8 protein-coding genes are annotated in these 20908 nt (G+C 63.8%); 4 read left to right on the top strand and 4 right to left on the bottom strand.

Annotation, left to right across the window (positions count from 1 at the left end; genetic code table 11):
- Positions 1-9 precede the first annotated feature (9 nt).
- From dapB to AC1AV0_RS06715, 4 genes are all read right to left on the bottom strand, one after another.
- On the bottom strand, positions 10-762 hold the full coding sequence (gene dapB, locus AC1AV0_RS06730; RefSeq protein WP_476572402.1) for a 4-hydroxy-tetrahydrodipicolinate reductase: 753 nt from the start codon (positions 760-762) through the stop codon (positions 10-12).
- Between the two features lie 123 nt (positions 763-885).
- The gene (locus AC1AV0_RS06725; RefSeq protein WP_476572591.1) at positions 886-2226 is read right to left on the bottom strand and encodes an MFS transporter; all 1341 of its coding nucleotides are present in this window, start codon (positions 2224-2226) and stop codon (positions 886-888) included.
- Between the two features lie 216 nt (positions 2227-2442).
- Complete coding sequence (locus tag AC1AV0_RS06720; RefSeq protein ID WP_476572400.1) at positions 2443-6444, bottom strand: ATP-dependent DNA helicase; 4002 nt, start codon at positions 6442-6444, stop codon at positions 2443-2445.
- The gene (locus tag AC1AV0_RS06715; RefSeq protein WP_476572590.1) at positions 6441-10589 is read right to left on the bottom strand and encodes a PD-(D/E)XK nuclease family protein; all 4149 of its coding nucleotides are present in this window, start codon (positions 10587-10589) and stop codon (positions 6441-6443) included. The genes AC1AV0_RS06720 and AC1AV0_RS06715 overlap by 4 nt, the downstream gene beginning before the upstream one ends.
- Positions 10590-10785: 196 nt before the next feature.
- Between AC1AV0_RS06715 and AC1AV0_RS06710 the strand changes: the two genes are divergently transcribed.
- Genes AC1AV0_RS06710 through AC1AV0_RS06695 form a run of 4 tightly spaced genes read left to right on the top strand, consistent with a single transcriptional unit; the run spans position 10786 to position 20772 of the window.
- Complete coding sequence (locus AC1AV0_RS06710; protein WP_476572398.1) at positions 10786-12165, top strand: serine/threonine-protein kinase; 1380 nt, start codon at positions 10786-10788, stop codon at positions 12163-12165.
- Positions 12162-18143: an Ig-like domain-containing protein gene (locus tag AC1AV0_RS06705; protein WP_476572396.1), complete on the top strand. Its 5982-nt coding sequence runs from the start codon at positions 12162-12164 to the stop codon at positions 18141-18143. Before AC1AV0_RS06710 ends, AC1AV0_RS06705 begins: the two co-directional genes overlap by 4 nt.
- Entirely contained in the window at positions 18101-19438 is a 1338-nt protein-coding gene (locus tag AC1AV0_RS06700) for an AAA family ATPase (RefSeq protein ID WP_476572395.1), read from the top strand. Before AC1AV0_RS06705 ends, AC1AV0_RS06700 begins: the two co-directional genes overlap by 43 nt.
- Positions 19435-20772 (top strand): DUF58 domain-containing protein, encoded by a 1338-nt coding sequence (locus tag AC1AV0_RS06695; protein ID WP_476572393.1) that lies wholly within the window; start codon positions 19435-19437, stop codon positions 20770-20772. Before AC1AV0_RS06700 ends, AC1AV0_RS06695 begins: the two co-directional genes overlap by 4 nt.
- Positions 20773-20908 lie beyond the last annotated feature (136 nt).

Raw genomic sequence — 20908 nt, 5'->3', positions numbered from 1 at the left:
CGCTTGGGGCTATAGGTCGAGGAAGTTGGCTAGGCCGATGGTGAGGCCGGCGGGGGCATCGGAGGCGAGCTTGCGCGCGGCGAGCAGCACGCCCGGCATGAAGGAGCCTCGGTCGAAGCTGTCGGCGCGGATCGTCAGTTGCTCACCCGCGTTGCCGAACAGCACCTCCTCGTGGGCGTTGAGGCCACGCAGACGCACGGCGTGCACCCGGATGCCGTCGACCGACTGGCCTCGCGAGCCGCCGTCGGTTTCGGTGGCATCCGGCACGGCCGGCAGTCCGGCGGCCTTGCGGGCCGCGGCGATGCCCTGCGCCGTGTGGATCGCGGTGCCGGAGGGGGCGTCCACCTTGTTCGGGTGATGCAGTTCGATCACCTCGACGGATTCGAAATACTTCGCAGCCTGCGTGGAGAAGTGGTCGGCCAGCACGGCGGAGATGGCGAAGTTCGGCGCGATGAACGCCTTCTGCCCTTCGCGCGGGGCCTTGGCGAGCGCCTCACGCACCTGGTCAAGCCTTTCGTCGGTCCAGCCGGTGGTGCCCACCACCACGTCGACGCCCTGCGCGATCAACGTGAGCACATTGTCGAGCGTGACGGACGGCACGGTGAACTCCACCACCACGTCGGTGTTGTCCGGGGTGATCTGGGTCAGGTCGTCGCCCGCGTCAAGTGTGAGCGCCAGCTGCATGTCGGCCGCGCCGTTCACCGCATCCACCACATGCTGGCCCATACGGCCCTTCGCGCCAACCACGGAAACCTTGATCATATTCGCTCCTTGCGTTCGTGGCCCATCCCCACGGATAAGGCCCTGTCAGTCTTCCCAAAAGCGTAGCGCGAGCCGCGACGGAACACACCCCCGCGTCCACATGCTTGTCGCGGGAAGTCTCCGTCATCCCCTGCGATGGGAAAGACGCCAGCCGAGGAAGGCGAGGGGCAGGGCGGCGGCGGTGAAAATCCAGGGCAGCATCATGCCGGAGTGCACGCCGGAGGCGTCGAGCACGATGCCGCCGACCGACGAGCCGATGGAGGTGCCCACCGTGCCTGCGGTGGACAGCCACGACAGCCCTTCGGTGAGGGATTCGGCCGGCACCAGGCTTTTGACGATGAGGTTGCCGGTGGTGAACAGCGGCGAGACGCACAGACCCGCGAGAATCTCCATCGCGCCCAGCAGGAAGAAGTTATCCATCGTCAGGCGGAACAGCACGAATCCGATGGTGAGCAGACCAAGGAAGACCACCATATGCGACCAATGCGAGCCTTTGAACTGGCGGGAGCCGAACACCACCGCACCCACGCACGAGCCGACCGCGAACATGGCGAGCTGCAGTCCAAGGAACTTCTCGACGCCGGCCTCCTGCATGGCGGCGGTGATGGACACGTCGAAGGAGGTGAAGCTCATGTTGAACACGATGAACACCACCAGCAGCGGCAGCACGCCGGCGTACAGCAGCACGTTCTTCGGCTTGGTGCCCTGATGGCGCAGCTGGTTCAGCGACAGCGTGTCCGTCGCGCCGTCGGCGGGCACGGGCGCGGATTCGGCGGCGGGTAGCGCGGTTGCCTGGACCTGTTCGACCATCGGCTTGGGCTGCGTGGATTTGAGCGTGAAGAATATGGCGCCGCCGATGCCGCAGGCCAGCGTCGGCACGAACAACTGGCTGACCGGATGCACGGAAGTGGCCAGCCATGCGGCAAGAATCGGCCCCAGAATGAACACGACCTCGTCGATAGCGGCCTCCATCGCATAGGCGGTGTTGAGCAGCTGTTCGCCGCCGTCGACGCCGCGCAGCGCGTACGCCCAACGGGTGCGCACCAACGCGCCGAAGGAGAACTGGGTCAGGCCCATGATCACGGCGAGCACGAACAGCAGCGGAATCGGCACGCGCACCAATGCGCCGAACGCGAAGCTCAGCATGGCCACGACCTGTACGGCGAGCGCGAGCCGCCCCACGCGAGCCTGGCCGAAACGGTCGAAGGCGCGCGCGTAGAACGGGGTCACGCAGGAGAGCGCGAACACGTAGGCCGCGCTCATGGTGCCGGCGACGGTCCAATTGTCGTACAGATGGTTGAGCGCGAGCACGATGCCGAGGCTCATCATGGAGATCGGCAATCGCGCCACCGCGCCGGATACGCAGAAGGCCTTCGCTCCGGGTATGCGGAACAGTCTGGCGTACGGCGACTGCTTGGAAGCGGGGGCGCGGCCGTCGCCGTCGTGCGCGGGCACGTCCCGCATGTTTCCTGTATCCGTGTCCGTGTCCGGCATGGTCGGCATGGTCGATGCGGTCTGGTCGCTCGGGTTGGTCGTGGGGCTTGTCGTCGCCACGGCATTCTCCTTACTATCGTCTGTTGCGCGTGTGCCCGCCCACACGTCGCACCAAGGGTAGCGGCTCCCCGGACCCACGACGTTCGCGATGCGTTCCTCTCGCGGGATCGGCGTCAATAGACCGATCTAGTCGTTGTCCGATTGTTCGGGGATGCCGGAGCTCAACTCGGCAAGGATGTCCTGTTCTGTTTTCGCGCGGGCATGCAGCTCGCGCCGGCCCTCATCGGGCTCACTCACATAGTAGAGAGACGCGTCGATACTGTCCAACTCGATGCCTTCGACGGCGGCGAGCAGCAGACGATACATGTCCAACTGCGCGAGTTTGCGTTCGATGTCCTCCGGATTGGTGGGGCGTTTGCCGGTTTTCCAGTCGACCACCGTATAGGTCGGGCGGTCCGGGTCGTGGGCCGTATCGCCGTCGTCGTCCAGTTTGCCGTGGAACACGGCGTCGAGTTTGCCGTTGACGATGCCGATGCCGGGAATGTCCACGACGATCTGTCGTTCCGCCCAAGCTGGCGTGCGTTGCGCCCAACGCGACGAGGCCAATCGTTCGGCCCATACGCGGATTCTTTCGTCGGATTCCCGAGCCGCGGCGGCGATCAGCGATTCGCGGGATTCTCCACCACCAGCCGCGTTTCCTCCGATCACATCGCATACGCCGAGACTCGCGTCGCCGATTCCGGCACCGCCGATACCGGAGCGGAAGGCGAGCGCCTCCTCGGCACCGGGGAGTCCGGCGTTCACGAAGCGTTCGGCCCAGTCATGCAGTCGTGTGCCCGCTTCGGCGGCGGGCGAGGCGACGCGGGGAATCGGGCGGATGATGCCGCGCCAATACGCGCGTTCCTCGCGTTCGCTCATGCCTCCGGCCCGCGCCTGCAGACCGGTGACGTTCTGGCGGCCTGCTGCGCTGATGCGCAACGCTTTGGCTTTGTTTTCCCTGTCGAACGCCTCGCCGTCCAACAGGTTGGCCATCAGATCGGGGTCGGATACCAGCATGCGCGCGCGTTCGGCCAACGTGCCTTCGCCATACCGCTCGGCCGCGTCCGCGTCATCCGTTCGGCGATTCCGATTGGATTCGAGGGCGGCGCGCACCGCGGCGACTCCGCGGGTCAACCGTTCCATCGTCGTTGCGCTCAGATCGGCAGGCCACGCCAGTGAGGCGGATTCATCCTCAGCCTCCAACGGCGTGCGCCACGCCTCGCCCACCACGGCCTCGCCGTATTCCTTGGCGCGCTCCCCCACGAAGAATCCTTGGGGAGCCGGCGACTCCCGCTGGCTTTCGTCGGGGTCCGCCGTGAATTCCTCCGCCCAGCGCACATCATGGCCCGGGTGCATGGAATCGTGGACCTCCTGCCAGAAATTGGAGGGTTCGTTGCCTTTCTTGTCGCCGGCGGCATTGGGGTCGCGGCTCGTACTGGCGGTTTGGGAGTAGGTCAGCAGGGCGTCCTCACGGGCGCGGGTCAACGCCACATAGGCCAACCGCCGTTCGTCGGCGTGCAGACGTCGGCCGTATTCCTCCTCTTGGGTCAGATACCATCCATGCGGATCGACGTCGTCGATGCCGTCGCCGATGCCTCGGATGGATCCGTACACTTCGTCATCGATGATCTCGGCATCCTCCAGCGCGCGCAGACCTTCGAGGGGGTCGGCGTCGGCGGGCAGGTCGTGGGGGAAGCGCGGAAGAATACCGGCGTCGGCACGCACCGGCACCGGCACCGCGGTGGGGCTGGTCAGCCATGTTCTGGCCGTCTCCTGGTATTGGGGCGCCACCCATCGGCCGTGCTCCATACCGCCCGCATACCGTTCGTCGAGCGAAACGTTCAGATGGTCGCCTTGGTTGCTGGGGAACGCGCCCGCGGACAGGCCGACCACCGCCACGGCGTTCCATTCCAATCCTTTGGACTGGTGCACGCTCATCAATTCCACGTCGACGGGGCCGGCCGGCAGCGCCACGGCCTCGTCCTCCACGGAATCGAGCTGATCGATCCATGCCATGAATCCGCGCAGCGTCGGCGTCTGGTCGACGGCGATCTCCCGCGTGTAGGTGTCCACCAGATCGACGATCGTGTCCATGGGGATGCGAGCCAACGTCGGGTCGGCCATGTGCTCGTTATGATTCAGCGCTCCGGCGACCACGGTGTCGATATCCAATGCGGACGCCTCCACCGCCGTGCGAATCATATCCGGAAGCGGGCGGCCGACGGTGCGCTGCACCTGTTCCAGCACCCGTGCGGCGCGGGCGATCGATTCCATGCCTTGCCGGCTGATCGTTCCGGCGTGTTCCATCAACGCCCGCACGTCGCTGCCGACCAATATGTCGACCAGAAACACCGCGTTGGCGACTTGGTCGCGATATTCGCGCACCACCTCGGCCCATTGGCGGCGAGGAGTGTCTTCGGCGGCGAGACCGGCCTGCACGAGCGCGCGGAATCGTTGCTCCATATTGGCGTTTTCCGCAAGCCGCGCCAACGCCTCCAAATCCTTCGCGCACACATTGAAGCGCGGCGTGGCCAGCAATCGCATCACCGGCTCCACGCTGGTATGGTCGGCCACCGCGTGCAGGATGGCGAGCACATCACGCACCTCTGGGCGGTCCAGAAAAGCGGAGTATCCCACCGCGAAGGCACGCAATCCGGCCTTTTCCAACGCCTCCTGGTAATCCGGCATCATGGTTTTCGAACGGAACAGCACCGCCACCGGCGTGGCATCGGGCGTGTCCGCTGTGGAACGGTATCGGGCGACGGCGGCCGCGCAGAAGCGCACCACGGCGTCGATTTCCTGGCCGCGCGTTCTGAAGCCGAGTACGCCGAGCGTGCCTTGCGCGGCGGTGTCCAGCGGATCGAGCGGGGCGACGTCCACCTCACGCATCAGCGAACTGCTCGCCCGCGCGGGCACGTCTCTCAGCGGCATGGTGAGATTGTTGGCGGCCTCCAACACCACGCGGGGATTGCGTCGCGTGACGCTTAGGGGATACGGCTTGGCATCGGACGGCATGCCGAATGCGCTTTGGAACATGCGGAAAGCGCCCGGACTGGCACCTCGCCACGCGTAGATGGATTGGAAGGGATCGCCCACGGCGTTGACGGCGCAGCGATTGTTCTCGTCGACGTGGAACAACGCGGCGAGCAGCGCGGCCTGCGTGGTGGAGGTGTCCTGATATTCGTCCAGCAGCACATGGCTGTAGCGGCGACGGCAGCGTTCGGCGATGGAGGGGAACCGTTCGATGAGCTGGTAGGCGGCGATGGTGAAGTCGGAGAATTCCGCCATATTCCGCTCGTGTTTGGCATTCGCGTAGGCCTGCACCAGAGTGAGCAGAATCTCGCGTTTGCGTGTGGACTGCCGCAGCTGGTCGCATGAATACACCGATCTGGCGCGGATATAGTCGTCGCGGATGGCCTGCCACTCGTCCTGCGAGTACTTCTTGAGCTTGCGTCCGAGCTTGGGTTCTTTGGGCGCGATGGGGTCGTCGCCAATCGCGCGGTCGAGGCATGCGACGAATTCCTCGTCCCATGCGCGCACGCGGGCCACGGCATCGTTGAAATTCGTGCATCCCGCGCCGATCATGGCGCTGGCGATGGCGTCGGAAAGCGCGAGCACGTTGTTCGTCAGACTGGAGAACCCGCCCAGATCCTGATCGAAGATCTCGTTCATATGCGCGTCGATGACGTCGCTGGCCAACTGCTGACGACCGGCTTGGCTCAGCGGTTGCGTGTTCTGGTCGAAACCGACCAGAAGACCGTATTGGCGCACGATGGTTTGGAAGAAGGCGTCGTAGGTGAAAATCGCGGGCTTCAAAAACGCGCGGTCGGCGGAACCGTCGGCGGAACCATCCGCGGTCTCCATGCTCATTGTCTTCTCCGCGCCCGTTGCCCCTTCAACACCCGTCGAAGGCGAGCCCTCCCCCGACACCGCCTCCGATACGCGTTCCAACAGCTCGCCCGCGGCCTTGCGCGTGAAGGTCAGGCCGAGGATGCGTTCCGGCGCGACTCCTTGGCGGATCAACGCGATGATGCGTTGGGTCATGGTGAAGGTTTTGCCGCTGCCCGCGCCGGCGACGACGAGCACATCCGCGTTGGCGGGGGCTTCGATGATGCTGCGCTGTTCTGCGCTGGGAGTGAATCCGCTCATGCCTGCCTCGTTTCGAATATGGTGTCGACCTGTCCCGCGCATGCGGGGCATACCTGCTTCATCCGGCAAAACCTCAGATGCTGTTGCTGCGGATGGGCGGTGAGCGTGGTGGAGCGGCTTGCCGCGGCCGCATACACCACGCGCGAAATCATCGTCAACGCCCACAACGTCTGTGTGCCGGCCAAAGCCGCGAACTGCGCCCATACTTCGTCGCGCACACCTTGTGGCTTGTGGTCGGCGCTCGGAACAGGCATGTCGTAGCAGGTTTTTATAGGGTCCGAGCAACGGTTCCTCACGGCGAACGCTTCGGCGTTCAACGATCCGTTCGCGAACAATGCTGGCTGGAACATGCTTTCCGGCGCATAGTATTTCGCGGGGGCATCGCTGTGTTCGACGTCGAACAGCGCGCTTTGCCCGATGGCGGGCATGCACGCCAACACGTCGGCTCCACGGCGTCCACCTTCGGGGAACACGAGCCCCAGCTGGTAACACACCAGCTGCAGGTCGTTGAATAGCTCCAATCCGGTGTGTTTGCCGCCGGTTTTGTAGTCGATGAGGCGGATGTTCTCACTGCCGTCGGCCAGCGTGCGCGTTTCCATACGGTCGATGCGTCCGCTGAGCCGTATGGTCAGATCCTCGCGCATGCCCTCGGGCCAGCCGCCTACCAGCTCACCCATCAGCACGCTGAGTTCGCCACGGGTCACCGGTTGCATTCCGGGAACGGCATTGTATGCGGCGAGAATATCGTCAAGATCGAAGCACGCGGCGAATTTCCATTCGCAATCCGCCCGCGTCAAACGTCCGATGGCGAAGTTGCCGGCATTGGCGGCGAGGTAGTCGTCGCTGCCGCCTTGCGCGAAATAGTGGGCGATGGCCGCCAACGCGGTGGGCGCGGCCTTGTCCTTTTTGATGAGGTTGTACCGCTCCTTCACATCCGCGACGGCGTCGGGATCGGGCCGCATCGACTCGTAGATTTCGGTGAGACGGCGCTGAATATCATCCTCGGTCAGGTCGGACAGGTCGAGGCCCTCTTCGCTCCCCTGCTGAGCGACGGCGTGGATCAGCGAGCCGAATCCTGTGGCCGCCGAGCCTGGGCGCGGGCCGGCGAAACGGTTTTCCAACAGCCAACATACCGGGCATGCCCACAGTCGATCCACCGACGAAGGCGACAGCACAACCGTCGCGGAATCGTCCGTCTCGCCCGCCGAGCTATCAACCTCAGCGCCATCCTCAACATCGCCCTCAGTCGACGCGGCGACGAACGGCCATTGCGCCGGATCAGCGATATCCACCCCATGCTCGGCGAGCAACGCGAGCGTGTCGACGGCGTCTTTGGCCGCGTCGCTTCCGGGTTCGCTGGTGGCGAGCATGATGCGCGCGGCGGTGACCAGCCCTCGCGCGCTGGCGTCGAGTCCGGCGAAATCACCGTGATCGCGCGCCTCAACGTACCGCGCGTCCGAACGGCGGCGCGTGAACCGTTCGGGCATATAGCCGAACAGGAAATCCGACGGACTGGAATCGTCGTTCCACACCGCGCTGACCGTCGCGCGCTCGTCGGCACGGGTGAGGGCGACCAGCAGGCTCTTCTTTTCGCTGGACAGCACCGAAACCAGCCGCGGATCGCGCCCGCCCTGTTCCACGTCGGCGAGGCGGCCGCGCAGAACCAGTTCGACCAGGTCCTCGCCGCCGAACATGGTGTTGCGTTCGGCGAGATTCGGCCACACATCCTGCTGTACGGACGGCAGCCACACGTAGCGGAACCGTTGCCCCGCCGCGCCGGCTGGCGTGGTCAGGGTCACGGCGTCCTCCACCGGGCCGACATGGGCGAGTGAATCGGCCTCAATCCGCTGCGCGCGCATCGCTCCGATGAATCCGGTGATATCCATCGAACTGCCTTCGGCAAACTGGAACAGCCGCATGGCCGCATCCAGCCGGTCGTTGGCGGCGCGCCCTTCCGGCGTGTTGGTCAGGGCGAGGTTCTGCCAGGATTTGGCCACGCCGGTGGCATCCCAAGCGAGGGCGAGTACATACTGGGGTTCCGGGCGATGCGACGGGCTTGCCGTGGTCAACGTGCCCATGCCCCGCGTGATCGTTGCGACAAGCTGCCATAGGTGCGTGAACGCCTTGGCCTGCGCGTCGCTGCCCAACACCGAGAGGATGGCGCTCATCGCAGGTTCGGCGGGAGCGAGCTCATTGTCGAACGCCAACATCACGTGAATGGCGTCCGCACCGAAGGCGAGGTCGTCGCCGCGGGCGGCCAACTCGTCCACCAAGGAGTCATCCACGGTGAGGGTGCCGGATGCCGTCGCTTCATCCGCGTCTTCTTTGCGGGCGGTTTCGACGTGGGAGCGGAGCCGCTGCCATGCGGCGATCAGTTGGGCAATCGTCGCGTCGTCGTCGGATACGATGCCGCTTAACGATTCCAGCGCTCCGATCGCTGATTCGATGGGTGCAAGCCGTGCCGGACGGCCGCCGGCCGCAGTGATCAGCGGACTGTTAAGAATCGTGGCGACGCGCGAACGCACGAATGCCGCGGTTTGGGCCAGTCCCATGCGATTGTGTTCCACACCGTTGCGGCGCAAATCGGCGAGTTCGATCAGCGCGAACAGGCCCTGCACAAAGGGTTCGTCCTTCAGCGCGCGGGCGACCGACGAATAGCGCACCGGCACGCCTTCGCGGCGCAGTCGCTCGCCGAAGCGACGCACCGTGCTGTTGTCGTGGGCGACGACGGCCATATCGTTCCACGCGGCCTTCTCGTCGAGCCGCACGCGCTTGATACGCCACACCACGTCGTCGAGTTCCTCACGCGGGGAACGGTACAACGCGGTGTCCAGACTGCCGTCTTCAAGCGTCGTGGCATCACGCGCGGCGGCATCACGCGCAGTCGCGTCGCGTGCGGTGGCATGGGTCAGCTTGCCCGGACGCAGCGCGATCGGCAGCGGGTCATGCTCTTCGGAAGGAATCGACAGAGAGATACGCGAGGCGACCACATCGAGATACCGCGGTTCGGCAGGCCGCGACACATCGCAGCCCTCGATGACGGGCGCAGTATCGGCTGAGTCAGCGTGTCCGATTGAATCAGCGTCACCGACAGGATTCACATCGCCGGACTTGGCGTCACCCGCCGCGGCTATGACCGTAGCATCGCACAGCCTCGCATGGATGACCCCCTCCTGCGCCCTGCGGAACAGGTATTCAGGGTAGGACCCGCGGAAAGTCTGCACGGCCTCATCCGGGTTGCCGACCAGCAACAGACGCACGCCCGCCTCATGTAGCGCTTCAAGAAAGCGCAGGCCGGCGAGCGTGGTGTCTTGAAAGTCGTCGACGACCAGCAGTTCGGGCAGAGCGTCGCCACGGGTGAGCTGGGGAATCGCATTGGCGCCGGCGACCAGCAGATAGGAGGCGTCGAGCCGGTAATCATGCGCGTATGTCTCGCTAAGCATCGCGATGTATTCGGCACGCAAGGCGAACGCCAACCGCCACTGTTCGGCCAGACGGGTCTGCCCCTCGCCCAATCGGGCCAGCAAATCTGCCTCATGCTGCGCCGTGACGCCAAGCTCATCCATGCGGGCAAGCATGTCGCGAAGCTGTGCGATGAACGCGCCCGACACCCCACGAGCGAACACCTCCACAGTGGGTGATCCGTCAGCCACAGGCACCTGCGCGTCGGTGCCCTGCGCTGACGATTGCTGGCCTGCGGGTGCGTCCGTCTGCGCGGCTGATGCTTCAGTAATCAGCGTGGACCATGTCCGCTGCGCGAAATAGCCACGCAACAGCGCGCATGTGGGGCAGTCGTCGCCCGCGGCGGCATGGCCCAAATGCACGGCGACGACCTGACGCAGCAGGGCATCCTGCTCGGCACCGTTGAGCAGACGCGGCGCGCTCAATCCTGCCCGGGCTCGGGCGGCGGAGATCACACGAAACGCGATGGCGGCCAATGTGGTGACGGGACGCACCTGGGTGGATGCGCCCATATGGCGAATCACACGATTGGACAGTCGGTCCGCGGCGGTGCGGCCGGACACCGCCATCACGGCCCCTTGCATGCCGAACGCTTCCAAGCCTTGCAGCAGCGAGGCGAACGCGTATTCGGTTTTGCCGGCGCGCGGCGGCGAGACCAGCAGCATCGCCTCGCCCGGCCCCATCCCGGCCACGTCGGCGTGATTCGCCCGGCTCTTGTTCGCATTCGTGTTCGTGTTCATGCCTCCAGACTAAACGTCCGTATCGGCAAGCGAATAGTTTCATCTTCCACGCGCGTTACCCCTTACACACCATATGAATTTCTGTCCGATTGCGTGGCGACAATGACTGGACCAATGAACCCGCAACGAGGAGGGCATCATGATCAACGCACCACCGTTCCCGTCTCCACCGCGGCTACCTGGCTACGATTTCATCCGAGTACTGGGCTCGGGATCAACCGCCGTGGTGCTGCTTTACGCCCAGCATGAACCCAGCCGCCGTGTGGCGGTGAAGGTCAGCGATCCTGCCGCCGGACCGCGTGCCGCGGACGCGATCCGGCATGAGGCCGCGGTGATGGCGCGACTGCCCCACCACCCGTATATCCTTCCCATTTTCGATTCCGGACGCACCGACGACGGCCTCGAGTACATCGTCGTCGACTACGCCGAGCAGGGCACTCTCGCCGATCTGCTGTTCCGCGGGCCGATGCCATGCGTCAGCGTGGTGGATGTGGGCATCCACTTGGCAAGTGGCTTGTATGTCGCCCACCGCTGCGGCATCATCCACCACGACATCAAACCCAGCAATGTGTTGATCGACACACGGGGACTGCCGATGTTGGGCGATTTCGGCGTTTCCTGCGACGTCTACGCCGACCGTCCGGCCGGGCATTCGCCGCCATGGGCCGCGCCGGAGGTGCTACGGGGAATCAGCACTGGCAATGAGGCGTCGGATATCTATTCGTTGGCTGCCACGATGTATGCGGCGCTTGTGGGAGCCTCCCCCTACGAGCATGGATACCGGCCCCGCTCCGAAACCGAGCTGATCGCGGCGATACTTGGGGAGCCGTTGCCTGGTATCGGACGCAGCGATGTTCCCGCGGATGTGGAGCGAGCCCTGCGCGTGGCACTTGATAAGAATCCCGGCGAGCGGCATTACTCCGCGCTGGAATTCGCCCGCGCGTTGCAGCGGGCGCAGTGCGCCAACGGATTTCCGCCCACTCCGGTGGAGGTGGAGAACACACCCCGATATCCGGATGATTTTCAACGGCGTGGATTGGTCGGGTTTCGCGGGCCTGACGGATTCGACGGCCTTGGCGGACACGACGGATTTCGCGAGATTGATGAGCACGACGTGTTGTGCGGACTTGATGAGCGCAGCAGGTTTTGCGGGCTTGATGAGTGCGACGGGTTACGCAGGCGCGATGGACGCAGCATGCCAGGCCCGTCACATCCGGATTCGCCCCACCCGACGACGACGGCTTCAACATGCCCGGCACATTCGCGAGGCCGGGCGAAAACCATCGCCGTCATCGCCGGCACAGCGACCGCGTCGATGGTCATCGTGGTGATACTCGCTTGCATTGCAGCTTCCTGCGTGGATGCCGTGCCCGTTCCGTCCGGAAGCCGATTCGAAATTCCCCACGGCGACGGCGGATATCGACGACAGGTGCCGGACGAAGCCATCACCGAAACCGTCACAACCAGCCCAGCCATCCACACGATGCGCAACGGCGTGATTCAAAAGGAGGTGACATGATGACACGGCGACATCGTATTCCAACGGCCCGCGCCGACGGCACGAGTCATGTCCGCCTGCGTGTAGATGACGCACGTCGGCGCCTTGCCTCCATCGCTTCCAATCGTTGGGCGCTGCCCGTAGTCATGCTACTGGCGATGATCGCCCTTATGGCGGGGTCCATCCTCATCAGTTCGGTGACCAGACAGCATGTCCAGCTTGACGACGGTACCGTGTGGGTCTCTTCGCTGGCGCAGGGCAAGGCGGCACGTTTCAATGTGCGCAACCGGGAGGCGGATGCCGGCGTGGTTGCCTCCGCCGCGCGATTCGACGTCATCCAACATGACGGGGCCACCGTATTGGCCGAGCCTGGCCAGCTCATGTCAATCACCGCCTCCACCGTGAGCATGGATGCCATCGTGAGCGCTTCAGGCGCCTCCACCGCCGCCATCGGCGGCGAGACCATCGCCGTCCTCAACAGCGCGACCGGTGATGTATGGGCCGAGACAACCGCCAGATTCGACACGTTTGCCCCCAGCAGCGATCCTCCGTGCATGAGGCTCGGTTCCGGCGGCAAAATCGCCGTCAATGCCGATGGGGATGTGTATGGATACCGGCCGAAGGATGGCGTGGTCCTGCGATGGAATCCTGCCACCGGTGGCGAGGCCGAACAACTCGAATCACTCACCGACAGCCGGTTCACCCACGCCGACGATTTCACCGTCATCGAGGATGTGCCGGTGATCGCCACAGGAGACACTGTGGTGTTCCCACATGGCAGCGTCGCCCTCGACGACGTCGATACGTTCACCTTGCAATCCCCTCCCACCGATGGGAAGCAACGCGGATGGGTGGCGGCCGCCAGCGAGCGCGGCTTGGCAATCATCGACCTCAGCTCATCCGCTGCCACTCCCCTGGTGTTCACAACCGGAGGAAGGGCCGCCGCCGCACGACCGGCCGCAGTGGCCGGCTGCGTGTATGCGGCATGGAGTCAGAACGCCAACAATTACCTGCGATGGTGCGCGCCCGACGCCGACTATGATTCCACAGACCTTCTCACGCTGGAATCGGTGCATACAGGCAGCGAGTTGGCGTTTCGGACCAATCATCGACTGGTGGTGCTCAATGACGTGACGGACGGCACGGTATGGAATACGGATGGGAGCACCGCCGCCATCACCATCCAATGGGATGCAGTGCAGGCGGAAGAGGCCGAGCACGAACGAGGTCATACCGATGCCGCCAGCACCCATCGCGAGTTCAGCACCACATGCTCCGCACAATCCGAACGCTTCGCCGCGGTGGATGACAAATTTGGAGTGAGGGCCGGAGGCTCGCGGATCATCGACGTGTTGCGCAATGACGAGCACGGCGACTGTTCCGTGCTGCGCATCACCGCCGTGGGCATGCCCGATAACACGGATGTGTCCGTGCATGCCGTTTACGACGGACGATATTTGCAGGTCGATGCCGCCGATGCGACCGTCGGCAGCACCCAGTTCCGCTACGACATCTCCGACGGCCGAGGCCGGACCGCCAGCGCCACGGTGGTTCTCACGCTCACCGGCGAAGACAATCATGCGCCCGTGCAATCCGATATGCCACCGCATTTCGATGTGGAACAAGGCGCCACATATACGACCGACGCGTTGTCCAGCTTCACCGATCCCGACGGCGATCCGATGACGCTGATATCCGCGGCGGCACAGCATACCGACCAGGTGGCGGTGTCCACCCGCGCGGACGGGCAACTGGTGTTCGACGCCGGATCGCTCTCGTCCGGGCGCGTGGGCGTTCAGGTCACCGTATCCGACGGGCAGAGCACCGGCACGGGCATCGTGTATTTCTCGGTCAAACCGGCGAACACCCTTGCCGCGGTTATCGACCCGGTGGTGCGGCAGACCGTGCCGAACACCGACACCATCATCGAGTTGGGCGTGTATGTGCACGGCACGTCCTTGCAGCCGGCACGGCTCACACAAGCGGATGCGGTCGGCGATGGAAACGGTGTTCGGATTACTGCCGACGCCGATGATATGAGCATCACGTTCCACGCTTCGCAATCCGGCATCCACTATGTCTCCTACACCATCGAGCAGGGTTCGATTCCTGCCATTGGGCTGGTGCGAGTGGATGTGAATCCAGCCACCGCTGAACATGCCGAACCTGTGGTGGTCAATGATGTGACACTACTGGATTCCGCTCTCACCGCCATTGTGGAACCACTTGCCAACGACACCGATCCGTTAGGCGGCGTACTGGCGATCACCGAGGTCCACACTGATGAGGACTCCGGTGTCACCGCCGCTGTGGTGGGGCATCGGCGCGTGTATCTCACCGCACGTCAAGCGCCGACGGCACCGGTGTCGATCTCATATACGGCGGTCAACGCGGCCGGCACCGCCACCGGCACCATCGTGGCACATCCGCCCGCATGGTCGGCCGCTAGCCATGCTCCGAAAGCGGATGATATCGCTGTGCGCGTGCGCGCGGGAGGCATCGTCACTGTGGATGTGCTCGACCATGTCACTTCCGCAGACGGTGCCGACCTATACGTGCGCGATGATTTGCATGTCGACAAAGCTGCATTCCGCGGCCTGGCGTTCGTATCCGGCAACACCGTGCGCTATCAGGCCTCCAACGAACCCGGCATCTACAACATCGTCTACACCGTGGTAGGCGCTTCGGGGAATACGGCATCGGCCACCATCACCGTCGCCGTGCATGCCCGCGATGCCGACGCCAAAGCCGCTCCCATGCCACGTGCCATCGAGGCGCAGGCGGTCGCCGGGCGGTGCGTGCGCATTCCCATCGATTTGACCGGCATCGACGTGGATGGCGATGACGTGCAACTGCTGGGATTGGGCAATATCGCGCCCAAACTCGGACGTGTTATCGAGGTCGGCTCCGACTTTATGATGTACGAGGCGTATGCCGACTCGCAGGGAACGGACGACTTCACGTATGCGGTGGAGGATTGGACCGGGCAACGGGCGCAGGCGCGGATACGTGTGGGCGTGTTCCCCGACGCGAATTCTTCGAATGGCTCAAACGGCTCGCATGCCTCAGGCGTAATGGCGCGTGACGACGAGGTTGTCTTACGCCCGAACACCTCGGCCGCGGTGCCGGTAATGCATAACGACATCGCCGATGACGACACCGAACTCAGCCTCGATGCACGATTGGATGCGCAAGGCATCGATGGCGCTCGGGTGGACGGCGATATGATCGCCTTCACCACACCGTCGCAGCCGGGCACCGCCTACATCTCCTATACGGTTGTCAGCAAGGCCGGATTGCGCTGCACCGGAACGTTGCGCGTGACCATCGATCCGGACGCCGCCATCGAAGCGCCCACCATCTACGATTATCGGGTGTCCTCGTCCGCCACCATCGACAAGCGGTCCGTGGATGTGGACGTGTCCGACTGGATAGCCAATCCCTCCGGTCCCATCGACGATCTGCGGGTGGAGGTGCACGCCTCCGCACGCGACCACGCGCGTCTCGTCGGCGGCGAGGGTTCCACGACGATCAGCGTGGATTTAACCGATGAGGCGCGCGCCGTGCCGTATACGGTGACGAACACGACGTACGGCATCACCTCCACGGCATTCATCCACGTGCCGGCCTACGGCGTGTTTCCGCCGACACTGCGCCCCAAAGCACCGCCGTTGACGGTGAACGCCGGCGAATCCATCACCATCGCCATCGCCGACTATGTGCGGGTGGGCGCGGGCAAACGGCCGTACATATCCGGTGCCGGTTCCATCAGCGCGACCAAGGCCGCCGACGGCAACCTGATGGTGGATGACGAGACCTTGCGGTTCACCGCGCTCCAGGAGTACTCAGGTCCCGCCTCCATCAGCTTCACCGCGGTGGACGGCAGACAGGATTCGGAGGCCACAATCATCAATTCATCCGTGATCACGCTGCCCATCACGGTGGTCGGCCGAAACGTTCCCGCACCGACGTTCTCATCGGCGACCATCGAGGTGGAGGCCGGAGCGGACGCGACCGTCATCGACCTGACCGCGCTGACGCATACGCCAGGCGATGCCACAAACACCACGCGACGATATTCCTATTCCGGCGCGGGTTCATCCGACGAACGAGTCGACGCCACCGTCACCGACTCCGGTTTGCTGCGTGTCAGCGCCGCCGCGGCCACCAAACCCGGCATCACGGTCGCCATTCCCATTACCATCTCCTATGATCGCGGCACCGTGCACGCCGGCATGACCGCACGCGTGGTGGCCTCCACCAAGCCTCTGGCCCGCGTCGGCAACGCCGCCGTGAAGGTTCGCGCGGGTTCGAGCGTATCGGTGGATCTGCTGTCCGAGGCGTACAATCCCTTCCCCGGCACCGCTTTGCGAGTGGTGTCTTGCGAAGGCACCGAGGATACGAAAATCGATGTCGAATGTGGAAAATCCGGCATAATCGACATCCATGCCGCTTCGGATACCGGCGCATCCTCCACCACCGTGATCGCCACCGTGAGGGACGGCACCGACGCGCGGGAACGCGAAGTCACCGCCAGCATCACCGTCGCCGTTGTCGACAGGCCTGAAGCGCCGTTGCTGTCACCAGTGGCAGGGACCGCCGAAAACAGTCGGGTGACGTTGCACTGGACTCCTGGCCCGGCCAATGGCGAGGCCATCGACGAATATCGCGTGTCATGGTCGGGCGGCGGCATCGGCGAGCGCTCCTGCGGCACGGCCACCCGTTGCGTGGTCGACGGGCTGATCAACGGACGGCAGTATGCCTTCACCGTCGCCGCGCATAACGCGGTCGGCTGGTCCGAGGAATCCCTTGCCGCCACCGCCGCGCCGGATACGACTCCTTCCCCACCCACCGACGTCACCGTCGCTACGGAGCATCTGCGGGCGAAGGTGCGTTGGGCCGCGCCGAAAGGCGAGTTCACCGCAGTCAACGGATACACGGTGACGCTCACGTTCAGCAATGGATATTCCCTCACCCAGCAAACCACCGGCCTTTCGCACACCTTCGCCATCGATGGCGAACACATCAGTGACGGTGTCACCGCCACGGCAACGGTGACGGCCGTGAACGCCATCGGGGAAAGTCCCACCTCAGCCCCGTCCGCTCCCAGCGTGATATGGGGAACTCCCGATAGCATCGATGGCTTGGTGTCGGCCACGCAGGATGAACGCAACAGTGATTCGGTCACGGTAGTACTGCAGGCGTTGCCCGACATGCGTAATGCCGGTTGCGAGGCGCTGCGGTTCACCGTGGGCGAGACGTCCACCTCCACACCGTGCACGACGCTTTCGGCGAGCCTGCGCATTGACCCGTCGGATTTCGGGCGTCAGCTCACCGCCACGGTCACGGTGGTTCCCAAACGTTCGGGAGTCGACTCCCCTGCCTCATCCGTTATGGTCACGCCCATATATACGCCGTTGCCGCCAAGCGAGGTGCGCATCATCCGTGACGATGGCATCTGCGTCGTGTCGGTCCGCAGTTCGGACCCAACCCATAACGACGGCATGGCAATCACCCGCAATGGTGTGGCGATCACCGGCGATCGGTTTGCCATCAGCGAATGGACCAGTTGCGGTTCCGTGGAGGTCAAACAGCTATTCCGCGGACAATCCAGCGAGGCAGTGACCGCGTCCAACACTGACGTGTGGAAGGTCGCACCCGTATTCCATACCGACTATCAGCCGACGTGGAGCGATAGCAACCGACTCGTGTTCCGACCGAACGCTATGGCGAACACGTGGGGCCAGCCGGTCACCGCCGTCATCACGGTGATGCAGGGCGGAGAGACCGTCGCCTCGACGGATTCGTTCGGCATGCTTTCCTCCGCCGTCACCGTGGATTTGGCCGACGTGTCCGATGAATCCCTCATTTGGACGATCATGCTCAGCTCCGCCGAACCAATGCTGTGCGGACAAGCCAGCGGCGTCATACCGCGGCGTACCGCAACTCGTTCGGTATGCGCCGTCCGTACGTTCCCCGTTTCAGCAAGGAGACGATGATGACCAGCTTGAGCAACACACTTCTCACCGACGAAACGGTACTTATCGATGCCACACGACCGTCCAAACGGAAGACATACTCCGCGTATGCTTTGGATTCCAGCCAAGCCTCGGACTCCGTTCATGGATGGGATTCCGCATCTGGCGCGGTTGACGACGCCACACGACTGCCCGACCAGACACCGCTCACTGACCAGACGCTGCTCTCTGCAAGACCGGATTCGCGGCAACCGGTTCACGATGACGCCACACGGCATACCATCATGCCGGCAGCCTTGTCGGGAATCGTCACGGCACCGCCGCCGCAAATCGACTGGTTTCGGCAACGTTTCCGAGCATTGGTGGAGAACATCTCCACAGTGGTGCTCGGCCAGACCACGCCGGTCACGCAATGCGTCATCGCGCTGCTGGCCGGAGGCCATGCCCTGATCGAAGGCGATCCGGGCACCGGCAAAACACAGATGGCGCGCAGCGTGGCGTATTCCATCGCGGCATCGTTCAAACGCATCCAATTCACACCTGACCTATTGCCTTCCGATGTGGTCGGCGTGACATTCTACGACCAGAAGCGAGCCGAATTCACCTTCCGTCAAGGCCCGGTGTTCGCCTCCATCGTGCTGGCCGACGAAATCAACCGTGCCAGCGCGAAAACCCAATCCGCACTGTTGGAGGTGATGGAGGAGGGGAAAGTCACCGTGGACGGCGTCTCCTATGAGGTTCCCCAACCGTTTATGGTGATCGCCACGCAGAATCCCAACGAGCAGGCCGGCACCTATCCGCTGCCTGAGGCGCAGCTCGACCGTTTTCTGATGCGCATTCCCATCACGCACCCTGACCATGCCATGTCGGTGACAGTGCTTCAGCAGATCGACGTCATCGACCGTGCACGCACTATCCGACCCGTATGTTCCACGGACGATATTCTTCGCATGCGCCGAATCGCGGCCATGGTGCATATCGACCAGGAAATCGGCGAATATATCGTGCGATTGGTCGAGGCGACCCGACACGACGAGAGCATCGCCGGCGGCGCCTCCATGCGGGCCATATTGGCGTTGGCCCGTTGCACGCGCATTTCAGCCGCCACGGAAGGGCGTGCCTATGTGATTCCGAACGATGTTGGCGATCTGGCGCAGGCCGTCCTTGCCCACCGCATACGGCTCACCAGCCAAGCCGCATATGAGGGTGTGAGCACGGACGAGTGTATCGCGCGGATTCTCGAAAACGTTCCCGTACCGCATGGCGGAGAGCGATCCGACGAGCGTCCGTCGCGTCGGCGAAAGGACTCATCATGAACGGCTTGTCATCCGCCGAACATCCGTTTGGCAGACTACGGCGGCTGGCAACTGCCGCACGCATCATCTCTCCTTTGGGATGGGCAGTATCCGCATGCGCGGTGATATGCCTGATGGTCTTCCCGTATTGCGGATGGTATGAATCGTTGACGTTCGGATTATTCGTTTCGACCCTGATGACGGTCGCTTTACTGTCGTCGCTTGGCGGAATGCGATACGACGCTTCGATGCGGGTGTCCAATCGGCGCGTCAAAGCGGGCGATGCATTCAGTGTGCATATGGAGGTCAGCGAGCGCGGCGCGAGCCAATTCCGCATTCCCGAACCGTTTGTGGATCTCCCTATCAGCGGTACGCGCACACGGTTCGCGATTCCAAGGTTGGCACCGGGCAAGTCCGCCTCCTTGGAGATGCGTCATGTCGCCGAAGCTCGCACCGTATTGCAAATCGGCCCGCCGCTTATCTGTCAGGGCGATCCTTTCGGTTTCGTGCGCCGAGAACGACCATTAGCCGGGCAAGCCAACGTGTTCGTCCATCCCGCCACCGTGCGTCTGGTATTGCCGAGAACCGGAGTCTCCCACGATTTCGAGGGGATGACGAACGGTCGGATCGTCGCCGACGATCTTGACCTCCACGGACTGCGTCCATACGAGTTCGGCGATGACATACGCCATGCGCATTGGCTGAGCAGCGCGAAAAGCGGACGGCTGATGATCCGCCAATATGAAGAGACGTGCCGGTCAGACACCTCATTGACGCTTGACGTGAACTGCCACCATTACGCTTCGCCGGAAGAGTTCGAGTTGGCCGTCTCCATCTACGCTTCCATCGGCGTCGCCTGTCTCGAGCAGGGAAGAACAATCGCCGCGCATGCCGGCGCCACGCATCTCATGCCATGCGATGCCATGACGTTACTCGACTCGTCCAGCGCTATATGCCTTGACGTCAGCAAACCCTCCCGCATCGATGACACCGTCAACACCGACAGAGCCAACAAAGCCGATACGGAGACTCACCCACGCCACGCCACCACCAACGCCGATAGCGCCGTCGGAGCAAGGATTCCCCTACACCGTGTCACCGCTGATGTCGCGAATCTCATGGGTGAGACCATACGCCATACGCCTCATGCCTCACGGTATGCGCTTATCACCGGTTCCCGCACGGACTTCGACCTCATAGCACATGCCGCTCTGACGTTGCCTCGCTCCGCCCGACGCGTGGTGGTGAGAGCCGCACTCGGCGAATCCGGCGATGTGCGGGATCTCAACGGATTCACCATCGTCACAGTCGGAGCCTTGCAGGATTTACCAACATTCGCGGAGGTGATCATATGATCACCGTCACGTCCTCCGACAACGCCATCCGCACCCGCAGCGATCGACACGGCAGGGCACGCGCGGAAGGCGACGGCACAGTTCACATCGCCGACGTTATACGTGCCAGCGCTATAAGCACGGATGTTTTGCGCGC

The sequence above is a fragment of the Bifidobacterium sp. LH_558 genome, assembly GCF_056356295.1.
Note: the sequence above shows the minus strand (reverse complement) of the source record. Positions and strands in the feature narration are given on the sequence as shown.